Annotated in this window: 22 protein-coding genes; all 22 read left to right on the top strand. The window is 31.0% G+C overall.

What is annotated here, in order from left to right:
* The coding region (locus tag AAC008_RS02420; protein WP_339887197.1) for an efflux RND transporter periplasmic adaptor subunit at positions 1-1,460 on the top strand (1,460 nt) is incomplete at its 5' end.
* 26 nt (positions 1,461-1,486) lie between these two features.
* Complete coding sequence (locus tag AAC008_RS02415; protein ID WP_339887196.1) at positions 1,487-2,215, top strand: DUF3347 domain-containing protein; 729 nt, start codon at positions 1,487-1,489, stop codon at positions 2,213-2,215.
* Positions 2,216-2,671, top strand: coding sequence for a heme-binding domain-containing protein (locus AAC008_RS02410; protein WP_339887195.1), 456 nt, complete (start codon positions 2,216-2,218; stop codon positions 2,669-2,671). It begins immediately after the preceding gene.
* A complete protein-coding gene (locus AAC008_RS02405; RefSeq protein WP_339887194.1) occupies positions 2,664-3,908 on the top strand; it encodes a hypothetical protein in 1,245 nt (414 codons plus the stop codon). Before AAC008_RS02410 ends, AAC008_RS02405 begins: the two co-directional genes overlap by 8 nt.
* 13 nt (positions 3,909-3,921) lie before the next feature.
* Entirely contained in the window at positions 3,922-4,491 is a 570-nt protein-coding gene (locus AAC008_RS02400) for a helix-turn-helix domain-containing protein (RefSeq protein ID WP_339887192.1), read from the top strand.
* Positions 4,492-4,561: 70 nt separating this feature from the next.
* Positions 4,562-4,807, top strand: coding sequence for a hypothetical protein (locus AAC008_RS02395; protein ID WP_339887191.1), 246 nt, complete (start codon positions 4,562-4,564; stop codon positions 4,805-4,807).
* A gap of 10 nt (positions 4,808-4,817) precedes the next feature.
* A complete protein-coding gene (locus tag AAC008_RS02390; protein WP_339887190.1) occupies positions 4,818-5,042 on the top strand; it encodes a heavy-metal-associated domain-containing protein in 225 nt (74 codons plus the stop codon).
* A gap of 11 nt (positions 5,043-5,053) precedes the next feature.
* A complete protein-coding gene (locus tag AAC008_RS02385) occupies positions 5,054-5,272 on the top strand; it encodes an SHOCT domain-containing protein (protein WP_339887188.1) in 219 nt (72 codons plus the stop codon).
* 17 nt (positions 5,273-5,289) lie between these two features.
* Positions 5,290-5,568, top strand: a complete 279-nt coding sequence (locus AAC008_RS02380; RefSeq protein ID WP_339887187.1) for a DUF5676 family membrane protein — start codon at positions 5,290-5,292, stop codon at positions 5,566-5,568.
* Between the two features lie 79 nt (positions 5,569-5,647).
* On the top strand, positions 5,648-6,661 hold the full coding sequence (locus tag AAC008_RS02375) for a type II glyceraldehyde-3-phosphate dehydrogenase (protein WP_339887186.1): 1,014 nt from the start codon (positions 5,648-5,650) through the stop codon (positions 6,659-6,661).
* A gap of 11 nt (positions 6,662-6,672) precedes the next feature.
* Positions 6,673-7,734 (top strand): class I fructose-bisphosphate aldolase, encoded by a 1,062-nt coding sequence (locus tag AAC008_RS02370; protein WP_339887185.1) that lies wholly within the window; start codon positions 6,673-6,675, stop codon positions 7,732-7,734.
* 61 nt (positions 7,735-7,795) lie between these two features.
* The gene (locus tag AAC008_RS02365; protein ID WP_339887184.1) at positions 7,796-8,800 is read left to right on the top strand and encodes a 2-hydroxyacid dehydrogenase; all 1,005 of its coding nucleotides are present in this window, start codon (positions 7,796-7,798) and stop codon (positions 8,798-8,800) included.
* Positions 8,801-8,808: 8 nt separating this feature from the next.
* Positions 8,809-9,639: a universal stress protein gene (locus tag AAC008_RS02360; protein ID WP_339887183.1), complete on the top strand. Its 831-nt coding sequence runs from the start codon at positions 8,809-8,811 to the stop codon at positions 9,637-9,639.
* A gap of 6 nt (positions 9,640-9,645) precedes the next feature.
* Positions 9,646-10,203 (top strand): ion channel, encoded by a 558-nt coding sequence (locus tag AAC008_RS02355; protein ID WP_339887182.1) that lies wholly within the window; start codon positions 9,646-9,648, stop codon positions 10,201-10,203.
* Positions 10,196-11,035, top strand: a complete 840-nt coding sequence (locus AAC008_RS02350; RefSeq protein ID WP_339887181.1) for an ATP cone domain-containing protein — start codon at positions 10,196-10,198, stop codon at positions 11,033-11,035. The genes AAC008_RS02355 and AAC008_RS02350 overlap by 8 nt, the downstream gene beginning before the upstream one ends.
* Positions 11,036-11,076: 41 nt before the next feature.
* Positions 11,077-11,625, top strand: a complete 549-nt coding sequence (locus tag AAC008_RS02345) for an ATP-binding protein (protein ID WP_339887180.1) — start codon at positions 11,077-11,079, stop codon at positions 11,623-11,625.
* Between the two features lie 15 nt (positions 11,626-11,640).
* On the top strand, positions 11,641-12,330 hold the full coding sequence (locus tag AAC008_RS02340; RefSeq protein WP_339887179.1) for a hypothetical protein: 690 nt from the start codon (positions 11,641-11,643) through the stop codon (positions 12,328-12,330).
* Positions 12,331-12,338: 8 nt separating this feature from the next.
* The gene (locus AAC008_RS02335) at positions 12,339-12,650 is read left to right on the top strand and encodes a phosphoribosylpyrophosphate synthetase (protein WP_339887178.1); all 312 of its coding nucleotides are present in this window, start codon (positions 12,339-12,341) and stop codon (positions 12,648-12,650) included.
* Between the two features lie 13 nt (positions 12,651-12,663).
* Positions 12,664-14,745 (top strand): copper-translocating P-type ATPase, encoded by a 2,082-nt coding sequence (locus tag AAC008_RS02330; protein ID WP_339887177.1) that lies wholly within the window; start codon positions 12,664-12,666, stop codon positions 14,743-14,745.
* Positions 14,746-14,899: 154 nt separating this feature from the next.
* On the top strand, positions 14,900-15,226 hold the full coding sequence (locus AAC008_RS02325) for a DUF6660 family protein (protein WP_339887176.1): 327 nt from the start codon (positions 14,900-14,902) through the stop codon (positions 15,224-15,226).
* A 97-nt stretch (positions 15,227-15,323) separates the two neighbouring features.
* Positions 15,324-19,640, top strand: coding sequence for a CusA/CzcA family heavy metal efflux RND transporter (locus tag AAC008_RS02320; RefSeq protein ID WP_339887174.1), 4,317 nt, complete (start codon positions 15,324-15,326; stop codon positions 19,638-19,640).
* 11 nt (positions 19,641-19,651) lie between these two features.
* Positions 19,652-20,920, top strand: coding sequence for an efflux RND transporter periplasmic adaptor subunit (locus tag AAC008_RS02315; RefSeq protein ID WP_339887173.1), 1,269 nt, complete (start codon positions 19,652-19,654; stop codon positions 20,918-20,920).
* Positions 20,921-20,931: the final 11 nt, after the last annotated feature.

Here is a 20,931-nt window from a genome sequence, read left to right as displayed (position 1 = left end):
ATGGCGTAAAAGAAATTTCATTGAATGGAAAAATTGAAGTGAATGAGAAAACAGTGTACAGTCAATCATCACACATACCTGGTCGTATTGAAAAAATTCAAGTTTCTTTTGTAGGCGAATATGTAAAAAAAGGTCAAGTGGTTGCTTATGTATATTCACCAGATTTAGCAAGTGCACAACAAGAACTTATTGAAGCCTATAGTGTAAAAGACATTCAGCCTCAACTATTCGAATCGGTAAAAATGAAATTGAAAAATTGGAAAGTTTCAGATGCTACTATTAATAGTATTATTTCTTCAGGGAAAACACAAGATAGATTTCCTATTTATGCTGATGTTTCAGGCTATATTATTAAGAAAAATGTGGAGTTAGGTGATTATCTTCAAAAAGGACAAACATTATATGATGTTGCTGATTTGTCAACCGTTTGGGTACTTTTTGAAATTTACGAATCGGATATGAGTTGGGTTAAAAAAGGAGATAAAATCAATTATACAGTGGCATCTTTTCCAGGAGAAACATTTTCAGGAACAATTGCATTTATTGACCCATTTATAAACCCAATGACTCGAATTGCTAAAGCAAGAGTTGAAGTAGCTAATTCTGGATTAAAATTCAAACCAGAAATGTTTACAACAGGTACTTTAAAAACTAAAATTACAAGTAATAAATCAACATTAAGTGTTCCTAAATCGGCTGTGATGTGGACAGGAAAACGTTCCATTGTTTATATTAAAAATGAAACCGATAAGGGAATAACATTTAAACTACGTGAAGTTACATTAGGACCACTTTTGGGGAATGATTACATAATTGAAGAAGGTTTAGAAGTTGGTGAAGAAATAGTAGCAAATGGTACTTTTAATGTAGACGCTGCAGCACAATTAGCAGGAAAACCAAGCATGATGAATTTGGAAGGTGGAAAAGTAAATACAGGTCACAATCATGGAGATTCTTCTATGCCAATGAATGAAGATAAAAAAGTAGTATTAAAAGCAGAAAAAACAACGATAAGTGCTGAAGCTAAAAAGAGTTTACAACCAATATATAAAGATTATTTTGAATTTAAAGATGCCTTAACAAAAGATGATTTTAATTCGGCTAAAAAAGCTTTGTTAGCATTTGAAAAATCTTTCAATAAAATAAATATGAGTGTGTTTAAAGGAGAATCTCATAAAGCATGGATGAATTATCAAACAGAACTGAAAAAGCAGACACTTCATGCTACACATATTAAAAATATTAAAGAATTAAGAATGACTTTTGAACCAATATCAAATGTAATGATAGCCATGACAAAAGCTTTTAATCCTTTAAATGAGAGTGCATACGTACAGTTTTGTCCTATGGCTAATAGCGATAAAGGTGCCAATTGGTTAAGTAAAGAAAATAAAGTAGTTAACCCCTATTTTGGTGCATCGATGCTAAAATGTGGAGAAGTAAAAGAAACAATTAAATAAATTAATAATTAATAAATTTTAAAATCATGAAAAAAGTAATCGGAATTTTAGCAGTAGCTTTATTAAGCGTAACTATCTCTTGTAAAGACAACAAAGAAGCAGAACAAAAAGAAGAAATGCATAATGAAATGAGTGACCACGAAACGGTGTATGCTTGTCCAATGCATCCAGAAATTACAGGAAAAGAAGGTGATAAATGTTCAAAATGTGGAATGGATTTAGAAGCGGTTGAAGCACATGACCATTCAGAAATGAATCATCAAGACGGACATGACCATGGTAATAGCGAAAGTACAGAAAGAGAAATCACTCAAAACAACACAAAAAATAGTGCTACTTCAGCTATACTTGATGCTTATTTTGAAATCAAAAATGGATTAGTAGCAGACAGTAAAGAAAAAGCTGCAAAAGGTGGGAATTCTCTTTTAGCTGCTATTTCTAAATTTGATATGTCAAAATTATCAGATGAAACACATAAAGAGTATATGGAAATTGCAGAAAGTGCAAAAGAACATGCAGAGCATATTGTAAAAAGCCCTATGGATCATCAAAGAGAACACTTCGAAGCATTAAGCATAGACATTACTGACTTGGTTGCAATTCTTGGAACAGATAAAGTAGTGTACCAAGATTACTGTCCAATGGCAAATAACAATAAAGGAGCAAATTGGTTAAGTGAAGTCAAAGAAATTAAAAACCCATATTTTGGTTCAAAAATGCTAAAATGTGGAAGTATAAAAAAGCAGATTAATTAAATGAAATTTTCTAAAATCATATTATTGATTTTACTGATTGTGTTTGTGGGAATTCAATTCTTTCCCACAAAACGCAATCAAAGCGAAAGTGTACCCAATACAGATTTTATGGTTGTAAATAATGTACCACAAAATATTTACAATTCATTGCAAACGTCTTGTTACGATTGCCACAGCAATAACACATCATATCCTTGGTACAATAAAGTACAACCAGTTGCATGGATTTTAGAAAATCATATTGAAGAAGGTAAATCAGAATTAAACTTTAGCGAATGGGAAAGCTATTCTGACCGAAGAAAAAGAAGCAAATTAAAATCAATCATTAGTCAAATTGAGGACGATAAAATGCCTCTTACCTCATATACATTAATCCATAGAGACGCTGTTCTTTCAAAAGAACAAAAAACAGAAATCATAGATTGGATAACCAAAATACAAGTGGAAAATGAATAAACTTAACCAAATAATAAATCAATACAAAACCGATACCGAAAGTGTTTACAATACTTGGTTTATAGAGAATGACCAACGATTAAAAGCATTTAGAACAATACGTCGTGGTGTTATTCAAGTTGTGGAAGATATTAAAAACAAGACATTCCCAAACGATTTTAAAGGCAGTAGTTTAGAATTTGTATTGAGTTGTATTGCAGAGCAAAAACAAATATTTGTAGGTGTAGCTCATCCGTTCTATTGGAAACCAAAATTGCGTATCCCAGATATTTATGAAAACCTAAATAATAAAATCGCTTTTGGTCAATTTTTAGAAAACTGTATTAATGCAAAATCAGAAGAACAAGTTATAAAAGAAATAGTAAAGCTAGATGAACTCAAAATAAAAGGACTTGGTCCAGCTGTTGCTAGCATTTTATACTTTTTGCATCCAACTTGGTTTCCTCCTTTTAACACAGCAATTCTCAATGGATTTAACTTTTTATTCAAAGACAAAAAAAAATTAGGTAGTTGGTCAGAATACCTAAAAATAAGAGAAACAGTAGTTGAAACAAATAATAAACATAAAGCTGATTTGTCTAATGATTTAGGAGCAATTGCAGGATTATGTTTTGAAATTGGCACTCAAAAAATGCTAATTGGTAACGATGAATATTTAAGTGAAGCAGAACGCACAAAATTTGAAAAGAATATTTTAAAACGTCAAAAAGAAATTCAGGAAGAAAAATTAGCAGAAAATCTTCATGATGAAATGCAATACCATCTACTAAAAATAGGAGTTTCATTAGGTTATGATGTAACTCCAGCAAGTAACGATAAAAGTAAATCATTTGGCGGACAAAGTTTCTCGTTTATTTCACTTTCCAAATTTCCAGAACTTCCTTGCGATAAAGAAACACATAATACGATTAAACTAATTGATGTCCTTTGGTTTAGAAAAGGAACTAATACTATTATTGGAGCATTTGAAGTAGAAAAAAGCACGAGTATTTATTCAGGAATTTTAAGATTGTCTGATTTATATTTCAGTATCTCAAATGGTAAAGAAGTATTTTATATAATTATCCCAAACAGTCGCGAAAAAGATGTTATACAGCAATTAAATCGACCTGTAATCAAAAATTCAAAAATGCTAATCAAATACATTTTGTTTTCAGAATTAAGAGAAAATTGCGATGCCATTTGCAAGTTTGGCACTGACCTTTCCATAATGGATAAAATTGCAAAATCAATTTAAAAATAAAAAAAGCATGAAATTATACATCAAAAATATGGTCTGTAGTCGCTGTTTAAAAGTGATCAAACAGGAACTTGAAGAACTAGAAATAAAAGTCACATCCATTGAACTTGGTGAATTAGTTGTTGATGATACAAATAGTAATCATGAAGAAATTATCTTTCAAATTGAAAAAGTATTGCATTCCAATAATTTTGAAATAATTCATAGTTCAGATGAAATTCTTGTCGAAAAAATCAAACATTTTCTATTTAATAAAATAGAAGAACTTCCCTTAGACTCTACAATTAATTTATCACAAGCTTTAAGTGCAGAACTAAACCATGAATATAAATCATTAAGTAAACTATTCTCGCACACAGAACAAATTACAATTGAAAAATATTTTATTAAATTAAAAATTGAAAAAGTAAAAGAGTTAATTCAATTGAAACAATATACATTTTCTGAAATAGGTTATTTATTAGATTATAACAATGTAAACCATTTATCTAGACAATTTAAAGAAATTGTTGGTGAGAGCATGACAGAATATAAAAATTCAGAAGAATCAAAACGCAGCCACTATGACGAAATTATGTAGTTATTAACGAAAATTGTGAAGATGATTTAAACCTACATAATATACCTTTAGTATTATTAAATATCATCACATGAAAACAATGAAAAATAATCACTGGATATGGATGGTTATAGGTTGTGTTTTACCTTTACTATTCATCTTTTTAGCACCTGCTTTTGGTATAGAAGGCAGTTCATCTCTCTTCCTATTCATTCTTTTTATGTTTGCCTGTCATCTATTTATGCCTCATGGTTCCCACGGACATGGAGGACATAATCATGGGGAACAAAATCAAGATAATACTCAAAGCAATAAAGAAGAACATCATAACCATTAATAACCATTAAATGAAAAAGAAGTATCAAATAAACGGAATTAGCTGTGGTGGATGCATCGCAAGTGTTAAGAAAACCTTGGAAGAGCATCCTAATATTGAGAAAGCCCAAATTTTCCTAGATCCTAAAGGAGCAGCAATCATAACAATGAGTGAAAGTCTTACGGTTGATGAATTACAAAAACAACTCAATACGCTAAAAGGATATACAATTACTGAATTTAAACAAACAACTTAAAAACAATTATTATGCATTTAAACGAAGCACATTATGGCGGTATGCACCTTATTTGGTGGATTATATGGATGGTATTTCTTATATGGATTTTTGCAACACCTTGGAGTATTCCTGGGCAGAGAGCAAAAAAAGATTCACCACTGGATATTTTAAAAAAACGCTTTGCTAAAGGTGAAATATCAAAAGAAGAATATGAAGAATCTAAAAAGTTATTAAAATCAGAAAACTAATTTAAAACCAAAATACTATGTTTCAAATAAACGTAAAAAAACTCGGTTTTGCCTTCGGTTTAACAGGCGCTTTAATTTATTTAGGGTGCATGATTGTAATGATTACAGCAGGAAAAGAAGGCAGTATTACATTTTTCAACAGCTTATTACACGGATTAGATACTACAACTATTATTCGAATGGATGTTCCTCTTACAGAAGCATTACTTGGTATTGTTCAAACATTTATTTTAGGTTGGCTTATTGGAGCTTGTATTGGAGTATTTTATAATGTTCAAATTAAAGTTAAAAAATAATTCATTATTAAAACAGGTTTCCTATCTGATTTAAAATATAAAAAGAGGAAGCTCATACAAATATTTTAAATAATTAAACATGAAAAATATAGCAGTTATAGGATACGGAGTAATTGGGAAAAGAGTGGCTGATGCCATAAATAAACAAGACGACATGAAGCTTTCAGGAGTTTGTGATATCATTAGCGATTGGCGTATTCAAAATGCAGTAAGAAAAGAATATGATATATATGCAGCAACTCCAGAAGCAGCAGATAACATGAAAGCAGAAGGAATTACTGTAAAAGGAGATATGCAATTGCTTTTAGAAAAGTCAGATCTCGTTGTAGATTGTACACCAAAAAAAATCGCAGCTCAAAATGTAATAAAATACAAAGCACAAAACATAAAATTTATTTTACAAGGTGGAGAAAAGCATGAAACTACTGGTCATTCCTTTAGTGCCGAAAATAATTATCAATCAGCATTAAATTTAGAGGCAACAAGAGTTGTTTCCTGCAATACTACTTCCATTTTAAGAACATTAACAACCTTAAAAAAAGCAGGTTTATTAGAGTATGCAAGAGGTACATTATTAAGAAGAGCTACAGACCCATGGGAAAGTCATTTAGGAGGTATAATGAATACAATGGTACCCGAAAGAGAAATTCCAAGTCACCAAGGTCCTGATGCAAAAAGTGTAGACCCAGATTTAGATGTGATTACTTCTGCTGTAAAAGTTCCAGAAACTTTAAGCCACATGCACTATTGGAATGTAAAGTTAAAAAAACATACTTCTAAAGAAGAAGTGCTAAAAGCTTTTAAGACATCCAGTCGTATTAAACTAATCCAATATGACCAAGGTTTAGTATCAAATAACACCATTAAAGAAATGTTCTTGGATATAGGAAGACCATGGGGAGATATGTATGAAGTGGCTCTTTGGGAAGATATGCTAAAGGTACAAGGAGACGAACTTTTTTATGCCTATGTAGTCGATAACCAAGCTATTGTTATTCCTGAAACTATCGATGCAATTCGTGCACTTACGGGAATTGAAACGGATGCATTAAAATCCATTACTAAAACCAATATAAGTTTGGGAATAATTTAAACGCTATTGAGATGAAAACAAATGAAAATATAGCAGAAATTTTAGAAGAAAAAGCATCTTTTTATTTAGACCATGTTTGCGAAAAGATAACCAAGGATGAAATACAAACACCTTCTAAAACAAGTCTTGATAAAATATTTATTCAAAGTAATAGAAATCCTCAAGTACTTCGCAGTCTTTCGCAATTATATAATCATGGAAATTTAGGCAAAACAGGTTATTTAAGTATTCTACCAGTGGATCAAGGTATTGAGCATAGTGCAGCTTTTTCATTTTATAAAAATCCAGATTATTTTGATCCAGAAAACATTATAAAACTAGCTATTGAAGCGGGTTGTAATGGTGTGGCTTCAACATTTGGGGTTTTGGGTCTAAACGCTCGAAAATATGCACATAAAATTCCTTTTATTGTAAAAATAAACCACAATGAATTACTGACTTATCCTAACAAATATGACCAAACACTATTTGGAAAGGTCAAATCAGCTTGGGATATGGGTGCAGTTGCAGTTGGTGCAACTATCTATTTTGGTTCAGAAGAAAGCAACAGACAACTCAAAGAAATAGCCGAAGCTTTTGAAGAAGCACATAATTTAGGAATGGCAACTATCTTATGGTGCTATCTGCGTAATGATGCCTTTAAAACAGATAAAGAAGATTATCATGCATCAGCTGATTTAACTGGGCAAGCAAACCATTTGGGAGTAACCATTCAGGCTGATATTATCAAACAAAAGTTACCAATAAATAATTTTGGATTTAAAAATATCGGTTTTGGTAAATATGATGATGAAATGTACAAAACACTCACTACAGATCATCCTATAGACCTTTGCAGATTACAAGTTGCCAATTGCTATATGGGCAAAATAGGATTAATTAATTCGGGTGGTGGTTCTAAAGGAAAATCAGATTTAATGGAAGCAGTAACAACCGCAGTAATAAATAAAAGAGCAGGTGGTTCAGGTTTAATATTAGGTAGAAAAGCGTTTCAAAAACCATTCAGTGAAGGAGTAAAAGTATTACAATCCGTCCAGAGTGTATATCTAGATGATAGTATCACAGTTGCATAATAACTTTAAATAGTAATGAATTGCATCAAAAATTAGAATTATCTAAAAATGAAAAAAGAAAATGAAAACAACCATATTTAGTACGCATAAATTTGAAGAACCATATCTTATAAAAGCCAATAATGGAAAGCATGAACTCAAAATGCTTGAGACTCGCTTAACTAAAGAAACGGCTATACTTGCAAAAGGTTCTATAACAGTGAGTATATTTACTGGTGATGATGCTTCAGCAGAGGTACTAAAGCAATTAAGTGTTTTTGGAATTAAAAATATTGCTTTACGTTCAGCTGGTTTTAATCACGTTAATTTAGAACAAGCTGCAAAATTAGGTATCAAAGTTGCTCGCGTTCCGGCATATTCTCCTTATGCTATTGCTGAACATGCCATTGCTCTAATATTAGCTTTAAACAGGAAATTAATTAAAGCTAATAATAGAGTTCACGAACAAAATTTTTCATTAAATGGACTAACAGGTTTTGACCTTAATGGAAAAACGGTTGGTATAATAGGAACTGGTAAAATTGGGGCAGTTATGGTTAAAATCCTTCATGGTTTTGGTTGTAAAATACTGGCTCAGGACATAGTCGAAGATAAGAATTTGATACATTTATATGGAGTTCAATATACAGATTGTGAAACCCTTTGTAAGCAATCTGATATTATTAGTCTGCATTTACCATTAACACCTTCAAGCAAATATTTGATTAACAAACACCATATTTCGCTAATGAAACATGGTGTAATGCTTATAAACACCAGCCGTGGTGGATTAATTGACACAAAAGCAGTTATTGAAGGACTTAAAACAAAAAAAATAGGGCATTTTGGAATAGATGTATATGAAGAGGAAGAAGGATTATTCTTTGAAGACCATTCTGAAGACATTTTACAAGATGATGTAATTGCTCGTTTGATGACCTTCAGCAATGTGTTAATCACAAGTCATCAAGCATTCCTAACAGAAACTGCACTAACCAATATCGCTGAAACCACCATATATAATCTAGACTGTTTTGAAAAGGAAATAAATTCAGGAAATGAAGTAAATATAAATGGTTCAAAATAATAAATAAAATGAAAAATATATTAGTACCCACCAATTTCACCGAAAACTGCCAAAAAGCAGCAGAACTTGCCATTGAACTTGCCAAATTATATAATTCGGAAATTCATTTTTTACACTATATAAAAACACCTGTAGATTGGGTAAAATTAGATAAGCTAAAAGAAGAAAGATATCCTGAAACTTTGAAACAAATAGGAAGTGCTAAAGCAAATCTGAGAGAATTAGAAAGAAATGCAGAAAATCAAGGACTTAAATGTCGAACTTTTCTTCAATATGATGTAGATGATAAAAGTATTTTAGACCATTCTGGTCATTTTCAACACGATTTTATAATAACAGGAAGTAGTGGAACAAAGGGAGTAATTAGAGAAATATCAGGTAGTAATGTTGAAGATATTGTACGTAAAGCTAAAGTTCCAGTAATAGTCGTTAAAGATGAAGAAATAAAATTTCCATTTAAAAGTATTGTTTTTGTTTCAAATTTTGAAGAAGATTTAACTAATGCCTTTCAACAAGTAATTTCAATAGCTAAAAAATGCAGTGCAAAAATTCATTTATTACAAATAAATACAAAAACAGATTTTAACAGTATTGAAAGTAGTTTAACAAATATCGATTTACTATTGAAAAAAATTCCAGATTTTGAAAATTATTCAAAAGCAGTTTATAATGAAGATTCTGTAGAAATTGGTATTAATAAATTTAGCGAGCAGCAACCAGTAGATTTAATCGCGATGGTAACACATGGTAACACCGGTTTTTTAAGTTTATTCACTAAAAGCATAGCTGAAGGTGTAACAAATCATTCAAGTTTACCAGTAATGACTATCCATATTTAAGTAATTATGATATCAAATAGTTTAAATAAAGTTAGTGAAAAACCTTTTTTTAAATTGCTTTTTGGAAAAACGGCACTACCAATTATTATCATTCTTGGTATTGCATTAATATATATTATGCTTATGACAAGGATAGATCACAGTGCATTACCTTTTCATGTAGTAGTTGCAGTAGCAGCATTAATAAAAACCGTCGTAATTACTCTAACTACGTTAAAGAAACTTTCAAAACTTATAAAAATTTGCCATTCATTAGAGCGTTTACTGTGGGTTTTTGGACTAATTATTGTAATAATTGTTTTCTCATTCGCTACAGATTACACTTGCTTATATCAATTCGACCATGCTGCATTTGAAGGCATACCTGACTTTTCAAATACATACCTATATAATCTATACCATTTCTTTTATTTCAGCGTAATCACATTTTCAACAGTAGGTTTTGGTGATATTACTCCAGTATCAGATGTTGCTAAATTTGTTATCATGCTTGAAATATTTTTAAGTTTTTTTATTATAGTTTTTGCATTAACAAATATCAAAAAAATACATCTAAATGAATAATATAAACATCATAAAAGCAAACGGAGATAAAGCTCTTTTTCAAGTTGAAAAACTTATCAATTCCTTAAGACGTTCTCAAGCTAACGAAACACTTATTCAACAAATTGTAGAGCAAGTTGAAGCTGTACTTTATGATGGTATGACAACCAAACAAATTTACAAGATGGCTTTTAAAATGCTTAAAGGCAAATCTTCTGTGAGTGCCTCTCGTTATAAACTTAAAAAAGCACTTATGGAATTAGGTCCTACTGGTTTTCCTTTTGAAAAATTAGTTGGTAAACTAATGGAACATGAAGGTTTTGCTACAGAGGTTGGGGTAATTGTTCAAGGAAATTGTGTGCAGCATGAGATAGATGTCATAGCCCAAAAAGAGAACAACCATTATATGATTGAATGCAAATACCATAGTGACCAAGGTAGATTTTGTAATGTAAAAATTCCTTTATACATCCATTCGAGATTTTTAGATGTAGAAAAACAATGGGAACGTCAAAAAGGTCATGAAGCAAAACTTCATAAAGGAGGAGTTTATACCAATACTCGATTTACTACAGATGCCATACAATATGGCAAATGTGTTGGTTTACTAATGACAAGTTGGGATTACCCGTATGGTAATGGTTTAAAAGACAGAATAGACACCTCTGGTTTGCATCCACTAACCGCTTTAACATCCATAACAAAAAGCGAAAAAACAAAATTATTAGACAAAGGAATAGTGCTTTGTAAAGAAATTCACGAAAACCCAACTATTTTAGACCAAATCGGAATCCCAAAATCAAGGCATAAAAACATTTTAGACGATTCAAATGATCTATGTAGTAACCATTAAATACTATTGAAGAAATATAATGTTGAAACAAATTTAATAGCATGAACAGTATAACAAATAATGCAATACAGACCAATTGGTATGTCATCACAGGTGGTCCAAGCACAGGTAAAACTACAATAATTGATTTACTTCAAAAGCAAGGATACAATACTACTATAGAGCATGCCAGACATTACATTGATACAATGCATGATGAAGGACAGTCAGTTGAAGAAATTAGGAGTAATAAAAGAAAATTTCAATTAGGTGTTTTAGACATGCAAATTAAACAAGAAGCCTCACTTAAACATGAAGACATGGTCTTTTTAGATAGAGCAATTCCAGATGCACAAGCATATTATCAATTTTTGAAATTAGATTATGATGAGAAATTAATAAATGCAATAAAAGAAGTTTCGTATAAAAAAATCTTCATTTTAGACAGATTACCTTTTACAAAAGACTATGCAAGAACAGAAAATGAAGAAGACCAAAAAAACATTCATCAGTTAATAATTGACGTGTATAAAAATCTAGGTTTTCCAATTGTTTTTGTTCCTGTTTTACCTCCTTTAGAAAGGGTAGAATATCTATTAAATAATTTATAAAACAAATCAATAACAATGGCAAAAAGCAACAATAAACAAACCTCTTTTATTAAAGCAAAAGTATCACTTTTAGTACTGTTTATAATTGGTGTATGTTCAAATGTACAATCACAGGACACTATGTTTATTGATCAAATTGAAGGTAGAACAATTACAAGAGAAAACTTCAATGAAAAAGGTGACTTACTAAATAAGCAAATCTTTGAAGCGGGAAAAATCATCAATAAAAATGGTAATTATGAAATAAAAGTCACAACAGAATTATTTGATAAAAATAAAATAGCAACAGATAAATATGAAACAAGCTACAAATGCAAACCAGACAAGTTTAGTGTTGTAGTATTTGTTTTTCCTTTTGCAAATCCAAAATCTAAAGACACTGAAATAAGTTCTAAATCTGTAAATTTTAAAGATTTATATAATTTAAAAAAGCTAAATAATGTTGAAATAGATTTAAGTTTTGATTCTGGCTTGATGAACTTTTTTGGTTCAAAGAGTACCATAAAAATTTACGACAGAAAAAAAGAAGTAAATGGCAATAATTTAAGCATAAAGTCAAAAATTAATATTAAAGCTTACACTTTGGGTATAAGAGTAAAACAATTGAATTATACATTAACTGAAAAGTTAAATTCAGATGGTTTGCTCTCCTATCAAAAATTTGTCGAAAAGGATGGCAGCTACTTCACAATGGACTATAAATAAAAAAAAAAATGAGAAATTACGATACTCTTTCAGAAGCAATAAACGATTTAATAAGTAAAGGATATACCTATGACTTCAATTTGGATCCTGATTGCATAAAATGTGCTTCACTTAAAATTAAAATACATCCAGAAGATTTTGAAGTGGATGAGTTTTTTCGATTTGAGGGAATGAGCAGTACAGATGATAACAGTATATTATATGCAATATCATCTAAAGAAGGAATAAAAGGTTTATTGGTTGATGCTTACGGTGTATATAGCGAAAACTTAAATGAAAAAATGATACAAAAACTTACTATAAAATATCCAAATAACTAAAGAATTTATTAACATGGAAAATAACAAACAACACCAAAAAATGGACCATTCTAAAATGAATCATAAAACAGAAGACCACTCCAAAATGGATCATTCAAAAATGGAACACGACCATGGTAGCGTTCCTATGGGAATGGCTGGTCATGACCACCACCAAATGATGATAAATGATTTTAAAAAACGCTTTTGGGTAACTTTATTCTTAACCATTCTAATATTATTTTTGTCTCCAATGATACAAGATTTTTTTGGGTATGAATTTTTATTACCCGGTAATCCTTATGTATTATTTGGTTTAGGAACAATCGTATATTTTTATGGTGGTTGGCCTTTTCTAAAAGGATTTTGGTCAGAAATAAAAAGCGGTGCTCCAGGTATGATGACACTAATATCAATGGCTATTAGTGTTGCTTATTTTTATAGCTCGGCAACCGTATTTGGACTTAAAGGAGTTGACTTCTTTTGGGAGTTGGCTACTCTTATAGCCATCATGCTAATTGGACATTGGATAGAAATGAAAAGTGTTTTAGGTGCATCTAAAGCATTGCAGCTTTTGGTAAGCATGATGCCTGCAGAAGCACATAAAGTTATTGGAGATAAAATTGAAGATATAGCTCTTGATAAATTATTAAAAGATGATATAATACTTATAAAACCAGGTGAAAAAGTTCCAGCTGATGGAATAATCACTGAAGGCACAAGTTACTTAAATGAATCAATGCTAACTGGAGAATCAAAACCAGTTAAAAAAGAAGTAAATGATAAAGTCATTGGTGGTTCTGTAAACGGAAATAGTACTATAAATGTTAAAGTAGAACATACTGGTAAAGACAGCTATCTTAATAAAGTGATTAAGATGGTAGAAGACGCTCAAAAGACCAAATCAAAAATGCAAAATTTGTCCGATAGAGCAGCAAAATGGCTTACTTATATCGCTTTAGCTATTGGTTTTGGAACTTTAGCTACATGGTTGCTTTTAGGATTTCCTTTTGTTTTTGCTTTAGAAAGAATGGTAACGGTAATGGTAATTGCTTGTCCACACGCACTTGGTCTTGCCATACCATTAGTTGTAGCTATTTCAACAGCAGTTTCTGCTCAAAATGGTTTATTAATTAGAAATAGAACCGCATTTGAAGAATCTCGTAAAATCTCGGCATTATTATTTGATAAAACAGGAACATTAACCAAAGGAGATTTTGGTGTTACAAGAATTGAAACGGTAGATAAAAATTTCACTACAGAGGAAGTTTTAAGACTAGCTAGTGCTTTAGAACAAAGTTCAGAACATCCAATTGCAGTTGGAATTATTAAAAAAGTAAAAGAAAACAAAGTAGTAATTCCTAATCTAGAAAAATTTAAAGCAATTACGGGTAAAGGTGTAGAAGCAATAGTTGAAGGAAAAGAAGTAAAAGTAGTAAGTCCTGGATATTTACGTGAAAATAATATTTCAATTCCAGAAGATGCTTACAGTGATGCAGCAGAAACAGTAGTTTTTATTGTAATCGACAATAAGTTAGTAGGTTTTATTGCATTAGCAGATGAAATCAGACCAGAATCAGCAGAAGCAATTAGAATTTTTAAGAAGAATAATATTAAAGTACTAATGGCTACTGGAGATAACGAAATCACAGCAAAAGCAGTAAGTGATAAATTAGGTTTAGATGGCTATTATGCAGAAGTATTACCACATCAAAAAGTTGAAATAATAAAAGACCTTCAAGCCAAAGGTGAGTTTGTAGCAATGACAGGTGATGGTGTTAATGATGCACCTGCCCTAGCACAAGCTAATGTAGGTATTGCAGTAGGTTCAGGAACAGATGTTGCTGCAGAAACCGCAGATATTATTTTAGTTAATAGCAATCCTCAAGATATAGCAAATTTAATCCTTTTTGGTAAAGCCACATACAATAAAATGATTCAAAACCTTATTTGGGCAACAGGATATAATGTTATTGCAATTCCATTAGCAGCTGGGGTTTTATATTCATCTGGTTTTGTTTTAGGACCAGCAATTGGAGCAGTGTTTATGAGTTTAAGCACAATTATCGTGGCAATTAACGCTCAACTTTTAAAAAGAAAAATAAGTAAAAAATAAAATTATATTATTATAACATATTATAGAATTCATACTATGGACAAACTTCCGTTTACTTAATTTAGTTGTTATTTATAGTAACAATGTTATTGAATTATTATATAAATCATTTCTAATCTTAAAATTAAAAAATAATTTTACTATATTTACAACTGTGAAATTTTTAAACTACATATTATCACTGTTTTTAGTAGTACTTTCATGTTTGCCTTGTGCAGATGTGGAAACAACTAGTTTTACGCACACTTCTAGTAAAATAGACACAAACCACGAAAATCATTCACACGATCAGGAAAATGATGCTTGTTCTCCTTTTTGTGTTTGTAACTGTTGCGGACAAAGTGTTTTATCTTATGTTCCTGCAATAGTTTTTAATTTTCAAACTCTAACAGTAGAAATTCAAACGCTAAACTCCATTTACAAATCTAATTTGTATTCCAATTTCTTTGGGAGTATTTGGCAACCACCTCAAATAGTATAATGAAGCCCGAGTAATTTCGGGTTAGAATCTTGTGTTTTTATCACAAATTATGGCAGATTTTTAATTTGCTAATTTCTAATTCATTATAATATTTTCAATGTTAGACAAAATCATACAATTCAGTATAAAGAACAAATTCGTTATACTACTATTTACCCTAGTTTTAATTGCCTGGGGAAGTTATTCTATAAAGCAATTACCACTTGATGCATTACCAGATGTTACTAATAATCAAGTGCAAATTATTACAAATGCACCTACTTTAGCCAGTCAAGAAATTGAGCAACTCATCACATATCCATTAGAACAATCGTTAAAAACAATTCCAAAAGTTATAGAACTGCGAAGCATTTCTCGTTTTGGACTATCTGTAGTTACAGTAGTTTTTAAAGACGATGTAGATATTTATTGGGCAAGGAATCAAATTTTTCAACGAATAAGCCAAGCCAAAGAAAATATACCAGCTTATGCAGGTTCTCCTGAAATGGCTCCAATTACAACTGGTTTAGGAGAAATATATCAATATGATGTATATGCTAAAAAAGGATATGAAGAAAAATACGATGCAATCAAATTAAGAACCATCCAAGATTGGATTATCATTCCACAATTACAAGGGATTGAAGGTGTTGCAGAAGTTGCTACTTGGGGTGGTAAATTAAAACAATATGAAATAGCCGTTAAACCAAATACTTTAAAGAGTTTAGATGTAACCATAACTGAAATTTTTGAAGCTTTAGAAAAAAACAACCAAAATACGGGTGGTGCGTATATAGAAAAAGACCAAATGACCTACTTTATTCGTGGTGTAGGTATGGCTACCGGAAGTAAGGATTTAGAAAATGTTGTTGTAAAAAACAGAAACGGTGCACCTGTTTTAATTCGTGATGTAGCTTCAGTTAATGAAGGATATGCTATGCGATATGGAGCAGCTACAAAAGATGGGAAAGGTGAAATAGTGGCAGGTATGGCATTAATGCTTAAAGGAGAAAATTCTAAAGCAGTTGTCGATAGAGTTAAAGAAAAAATGGCTCAAATCAACAAAACGCTTCCTGAAGGAGTCGTTGCAGAAGCTTTTATCGATCGTGGAAAATTAGTAGAGAGTGCAATTGGTACTGTTACTAAAAATTTATTAGAAGGTGCATTAATCGTAATTTTTGTATTGATTTTATTTCTAGGAAACCTTCGTGCAGGTCTAATCGTAGCTTCGGTAATTCCGTTGTCAATGCTATTTGCTGTTATTCTAATGAATCATTTTGGTGTTAGTGGAAACTTAATGAGTTTAGGTGCTATCGATTTTGGAATTATTGTCGATGGTGCAGTAATTATTGTGGAAGCCACCATGCATCATTTACAAAAACTCAAGAGACAAAAGAATTTAACTCAATTAGAAATGGATAGCGAAGTGTATAAATCTGCTTCCAAAATTCGTAATAGTGCAGCATTTGGAGAAATAATAATTTTAATTGTGTATTTGCCAATATTAGCATTAGTTGGAACCGAAGGTAAAATGTTTAAACCAATGGCAATGACTGTAGGGTTTGCAGTAATTGGAGCTTTCGTACTTTCTTTAACTTATGTACCTATGATGAGTGCAATGTTCTTATCTAAAAACACAGAGCATAAAGAAAACTTTAGCGATAAAATGATGGCATGGTTTGAAAAAATATACACTCCATTTTTAGACAAAGCTTTACAAATCAAAAAAGTAGTTTTAGGAATTGCTGTCGGATTATTTGTAATGGCATTAGTTGTTTTCCAAAATATGGGAGGTGAATTTATACCTACAATCGAAGAAGGAGATTTAGCCATTAATGCAACGATAATGACAGGAAGTTCATTAACGCAGATGATTGAAACAACTACTAAATACGAAAAAATTCTAAAAGCAAAATTTCCAGAAATTAAAACCATTGTTACAAAAATTGGTAGTGGTGAAATTCCAACTGATCCTATGCCTATTGAAAGTGGTGATTTAATTATTGTTTTAAAAGATAAATCAGAATGGACATCAGCAGATAATTGGGAAGATTTAGCCAATCTAATGAAAGAAGAAATGGAAGTTATTCCTGGTGCTAATATTGAAGTTTCGCAACCCATACAAATGCGTTTTAACGAATTAATGACGGGTAGTAGAAGTGATATTGCTATAAAGATTTTTGGGGATGATTTAGAAATACTAGATGTAAAAGCTAAAGAATTAATTTCAAAAGTCAATAAAATTGAAGGTGTAGGTGACTTAAAAGCAGATAAAGTAACAGGTTTACCACAAATTACGATTAAATATGATTATGATAAAATAGCTTTATATGGACTTAATATCACAGATGTAAATAAGATAGTCAGAGCGTCTTTTGCTGGGGAAAGTGCAGGTAAAATTTATGAAGAAAGCAAACGTTTTGATGTTGTAGTTAGAATGAATGCCGAAAACCGTACAGATATTTCAGATGTTGCTAATTTATTTATACCATTACCTAGCGGTCAGCAAGTTCCACTGTATCAAGTAGCTTCTGTGGAATATGAACAAGGACCAGTTCAAGTTTCTCGAGAAAATGGAAAACGTAGAATAACAGTTGGTTTAAATGTTCGTGGTCGTGATGTAAAAAGTGTAGTCGAAGAAATCCAACAAAAATTAGAAAACAATTATAAACTTCCAGCAGGATATTATATAACCTATGGTGGTCAATTTGAAAATTTAGTAGAAGCAAACAAAAGACTTTCTGTTGCTTTACCAATAGCATTAGCATTAATTATGGTATTGTTGTTTTTTACATTCCATAGTATAAAACAAGCCTTATTAATTTTTACAGCTATTCCATTATCAGCAATTGGTGGCGTTTTTGCTTTATGGATGAGAGGAATGCCTTTTAGTATTTCAGCAGGTATTGGTTTCATTGCTTTATTCGGTATTGCAGTACTAAATGGAATTGTACTAATCTCCTATTTCAACCAATTAAAATCAGAAGGAATTACAGACCCATTACAAAGAGTTTTAATCGGAACAAAAACGAGACTTAGACCTGTATTAATGACAGCTGCGGTTGCTTCTTTAGGATTTTTGCCAATGGCTTTATCAACCAGTGGTGGTGCGGAAGTACAAAAACCTCTAGCAACGGTTGTTATTGGTGGCTTATTTTCTGCAACCTTACTAACCTTAATCGTATTACCAATTTTATATTTACTTTTTGAGAAGAGTATTAAAAAAAGAAAAAAAATGCCAAATTCAATCATTACCCTAATCGTATTATTTATAAGTACGCTTTCATTTGCTCAAAACAGCAAACCCATAACTTTAGAACAAGCTATAACAATGGCTAAAAAGAATAATATGGATTTAAAAATTGCCGATAAGGAAATTGAAAAACAAACAGTTCTTAAGAAAACAGCTTTTCAAGCAGATCCTTTGCAAATTGAATACATGGGTGGACAATTCAATAGTGTTGATTATGATAATAATGTAAGCATTCAACAATATTTTCCAATTGGTGGAAGTACAAAAGCAAACAGACAGCTTCAGGAAGAATTAGCAAAACTGGCTGAAAAACGGAAAGCATTATCGGAATATGAAATTGAAAAAGCGGTAACTATTGCTTACTATCAATATTTATATGGTATATCAATCCAAAAGCTAAATGACGAATTGTATGATGTGTATTCAAAATTTCTAAAAAATGCAGAGCTTCGATTTAAAACTGGTGAGAGTGGTAGTATTGAAGCTATTAGTGCTAAAGCTAAAGTAAAGGAGATAGAAACCTTAAAAGCACAAATGCTTCTTGATTTAGTAATCTATCAAAAGCAGTTGCAGTATTTTATTCAGACAAATGAAGATATACTTCCAGAAGCTTCAACTTCTTTAAAATATGCTAGTTCATCGGTTTTAGAAGAATCCAAAGTAGAAACATTAGTAAGTGATTATTATAGCCAACAAGCTATGGTTTATGAAAAAGAAGCAAATACTTTCAAAAAAATGCGAGCACCAAAATTAGGCTTGGGTTACTTTGGTCAAACGTTAAACAAAGAATCTTATTTTCAAGGATTTACGGTTGGTTTGCAAATTCCATTGTTTAGTGGAGCTAATACAGCTCGTGCTAAAGCTTCTGAAATAAGTAAGTCACAATCGCAATTAGAATTCGATAAAACAAAATTGACTCTAAAATTGCAAAAAGAAGAATTAGTAAACCAATTTGCAAAACAACAAAAAGCAATACAATATTTTGAAAACGAAGGTTTAAAATATGCAGAACAGATCATCTCTACAGCACAAAAAAGTTATGCCAATGGCGATATGAGTTACTGGTCTTACATCAGTTTTCTTAATCAAGCCATTGACATTAAAAAGCAAAACATCGAAGCAGTAAACGCTTACAATCAAAGTGCTATTCAAATGCAATTTCCATCTTTCAATAACAATTAATACTCACGATAATGATAAATATATTTTTAAAATCAAATTATAAAATAAGCTCATTTTTTAAAATCTTTCTTCTTTCTTCTTTGCTCTTGATTCTAAATTCATGTGGAGAAAAGAAAACAGAAGAAGCTCACGAAGAAGAAAAATCGGAAACAGAAGTAGCATTGACTAAAACGCAATTTGAAACAGTTGGAATTGAAACAGGTAGTATTGAAATGAAAAACCTAAATACAATCATCAAAGCTAATGGTTACACAACTGTTCCTCCACAAAGTATGGCAAATGTTTCTACATTAATTGGTGGAGTTGTTAAAGAGATATATGTGTTAGAAGGGACTTATGTAGCAAAAGGGAAAACATTGGCTACACTTCAAAACCTTGAAGTTGCTGAAATGCAAGAAGATTACAATTCTGCTGTAGCGAATATTGAATACTTGCAACTGGAATACAACCGTCAAAAAACATTAAGTGAAGAAGATGTAAATCCTCGTAAAGTATTTCAAGAAGTAAAAGCAAAATTGGCAGTGGAAAGAGCAAGAGCACAAGCCGCTAAAAACAAATTACAAGCATTAAATGTAAGTTTATCAGGAAACTCATCTTTAATTCCAATTATTGCTCCAATAAGTGGTTACGTTGGTAAAATAGGCATTACAAAAGGAACTTTTGCAGATACAGGAATAAGTCTTTTTGAAGTAATTGACAACACACAAATGCATCTTGATTTAAATGTTTTTGAAAAAGATTTAGGTAAAATTTCTATTGGTCAAGAAGTTGATTTCGTGTTAACCAATCAATCTAATAAATCTATTAAAGGAAAAATATTTGGTATTAATAAATCCTTTTCAAACGAAAGTAAATCGGTTACAGTACATGCCAAGATTAATGAAAGTGATACAAAAGATTTAATTTCTGGAATGTATGTTGCAGCTAATATTAATATTACTAATCAAACGGTTCAAGCATTGCCTAAAGACGCCATTGTGAGAAACGGAGATAAATATTATATTTATATACAAGAAGAACATGTAGAAGAAACTACAAAAGTTAAGAAAGAAGCACACGTTCATAAAGAAGGAGAATCACATAATCATGATGAAGAAACTGCCGAAAAAGAACACGACGAAGTACACTTTAAAGCAATTGAAGTAGTTCCAGGAACAACCGATTTAGGTTATACGGAAATTAAATTAGTAGAAGAAATTCCAGCCAATGCAAAAATTGTAGTCAAAGGAGCATTCTATTTATTAGCAGCTTCAAAAGGTGGTGGAGAACACGTTCATTAATAATTTAAAAC

Source organism: uncultured Flavobacterium sp. (assembly GCF_963975515.1).
Taxonomy (GTDB): domain Bacteria; phylum Bacteroidota; class Bacteroidia; order Flavobacteriales; family Flavobacteriaceae; genus Flavobacterium.
Note: the sequence above shows the minus strand (reverse complement) of the source record. Positions and strands in the feature narration are given on the sequence as shown.

Coding starts and splice junctions, on each gene's coding strand:
- AAC008_RS02335 (WP_339887178.1), top strand. CDS start 12,339: ATGAGAAATTACGATACTCTTTCAGAAGCAATAAACGATTTAATAAGT.
- AAC008_RS02365 (WP_339887184.1), top strand. CDS start 7,796: ATGAAAACAACCATATTTAGTACGCATAAATTTGAAGAACCATATCTT.
- AAC008_RS02415 (WP_339887196.1), top strand. CDS start 1,487: ATGAAAAAAGTAATCGGAATTTTAGCAGTAGCTTTATTAAGCGTAACT.
- AAC008_RS02395 (WP_339887191.1), top strand. CDS start 4,562: ATGAAAACAATGAAAAATAATCACTGGATATGGATGGTTATAGGTTGT.
- AAC008_RS02405 (WP_339887194.1), top strand. CDS start 2,664: ATGAATAAACTTAACCAAATAATAAATCAATACAAAACCGATACCGAA.
- AAC008_RS02350 (WP_339887181.1), top strand. CDS start 10,196: ATGAATAATATAAACATCATAAAAGCAAACGGAGATAAAGCTCTTTTT.
- AAC008_RS02410 (WP_339887195.1), top strand. CDS start 2,216: ATGAAATTTTCTAAAATCATATTATTGATTTTACTGATTGTGTTTGTG.
- AAC008_RS02360 (WP_339887183.1), top strand. CDS start 8,809: ATGAAAAATATATTAGTACCCACCAATTTCACCGAAAACTGCCAAAAA.
- AAC008_RS02370 (WP_339887185.1), top strand. CDS start 6,673: ATGAAAACAAATGAAAATATAGCAGAAATTTTAGAAGAAAAAGCATCT.
- AAC008_RS02390 (WP_339887190.1), top strand. CDS start 4,818: ATGAAAAAGAAGTATCAAATAAACGGAATTAGCTGTGGTGGATGCATC.
- AAC008_RS02345 (WP_339887180.1), top strand. CDS start 11,077: ATGAACAGTATAACAAATAATGCAATACAGACCAATTGGTATGTCATC.
- AAC008_RS02330 (WP_339887177.1), top strand. CDS start 12,664: ATGGAAAATAACAAACAACACCAAAAAATGGACCATTCTAAAATGAAT.
- AAC008_RS02400 (WP_339887192.1), top strand. CDS start 3,922: ATGAAATTATACATCAAAAATATGGTCTGTAGTCGCTGTTTAAAAGTG.
- AAC008_RS02375 (WP_339887186.1), top strand. CDS start 5,648: ATGAAAAATATAGCAGTTATAGGATACGGAGTAATTGGGAAAAGAGTG.
- AAC008_RS02380 (WP_339887187.1), top strand. CDS start 5,290: ATGTTTCAAATAAACGTAAAAAAACTCGGTTTTGCCTTCGGTTTAACA.
- AAC008_RS02385 (WP_339887188.1), top strand. CDS start 5,054: ATGCATTTAAACGAAGCACATTATGGCGGTATGCACCTTATTTGGTGG.
- AAC008_RS02315 (WP_339887173.1), top strand. CDS start 19,652: ATGATAAATATATTTTTAAAATCAAATTATAAAATAAGCTCATTTTTT.
- AAC008_RS02355 (WP_339887182.1), top strand. CDS start 9,646: ATGATATCAAATAGTTTAAATAAAGTTAGTGAAAAACCTTTTTTTAAA.
- AAC008_RS02340 (WP_339887179.1), top strand. CDS start 11,641: ATGGCAAAAAGCAACAATAAACAAACCTCTTTTATTAAAGCAAAAGTA.
- AAC008_RS02320 (WP_339887174.1), top strand. CDS start 15,324: ATGTTAGACAAAATCATACAATTCAGTATAAAGAACAAATTCGTTATA.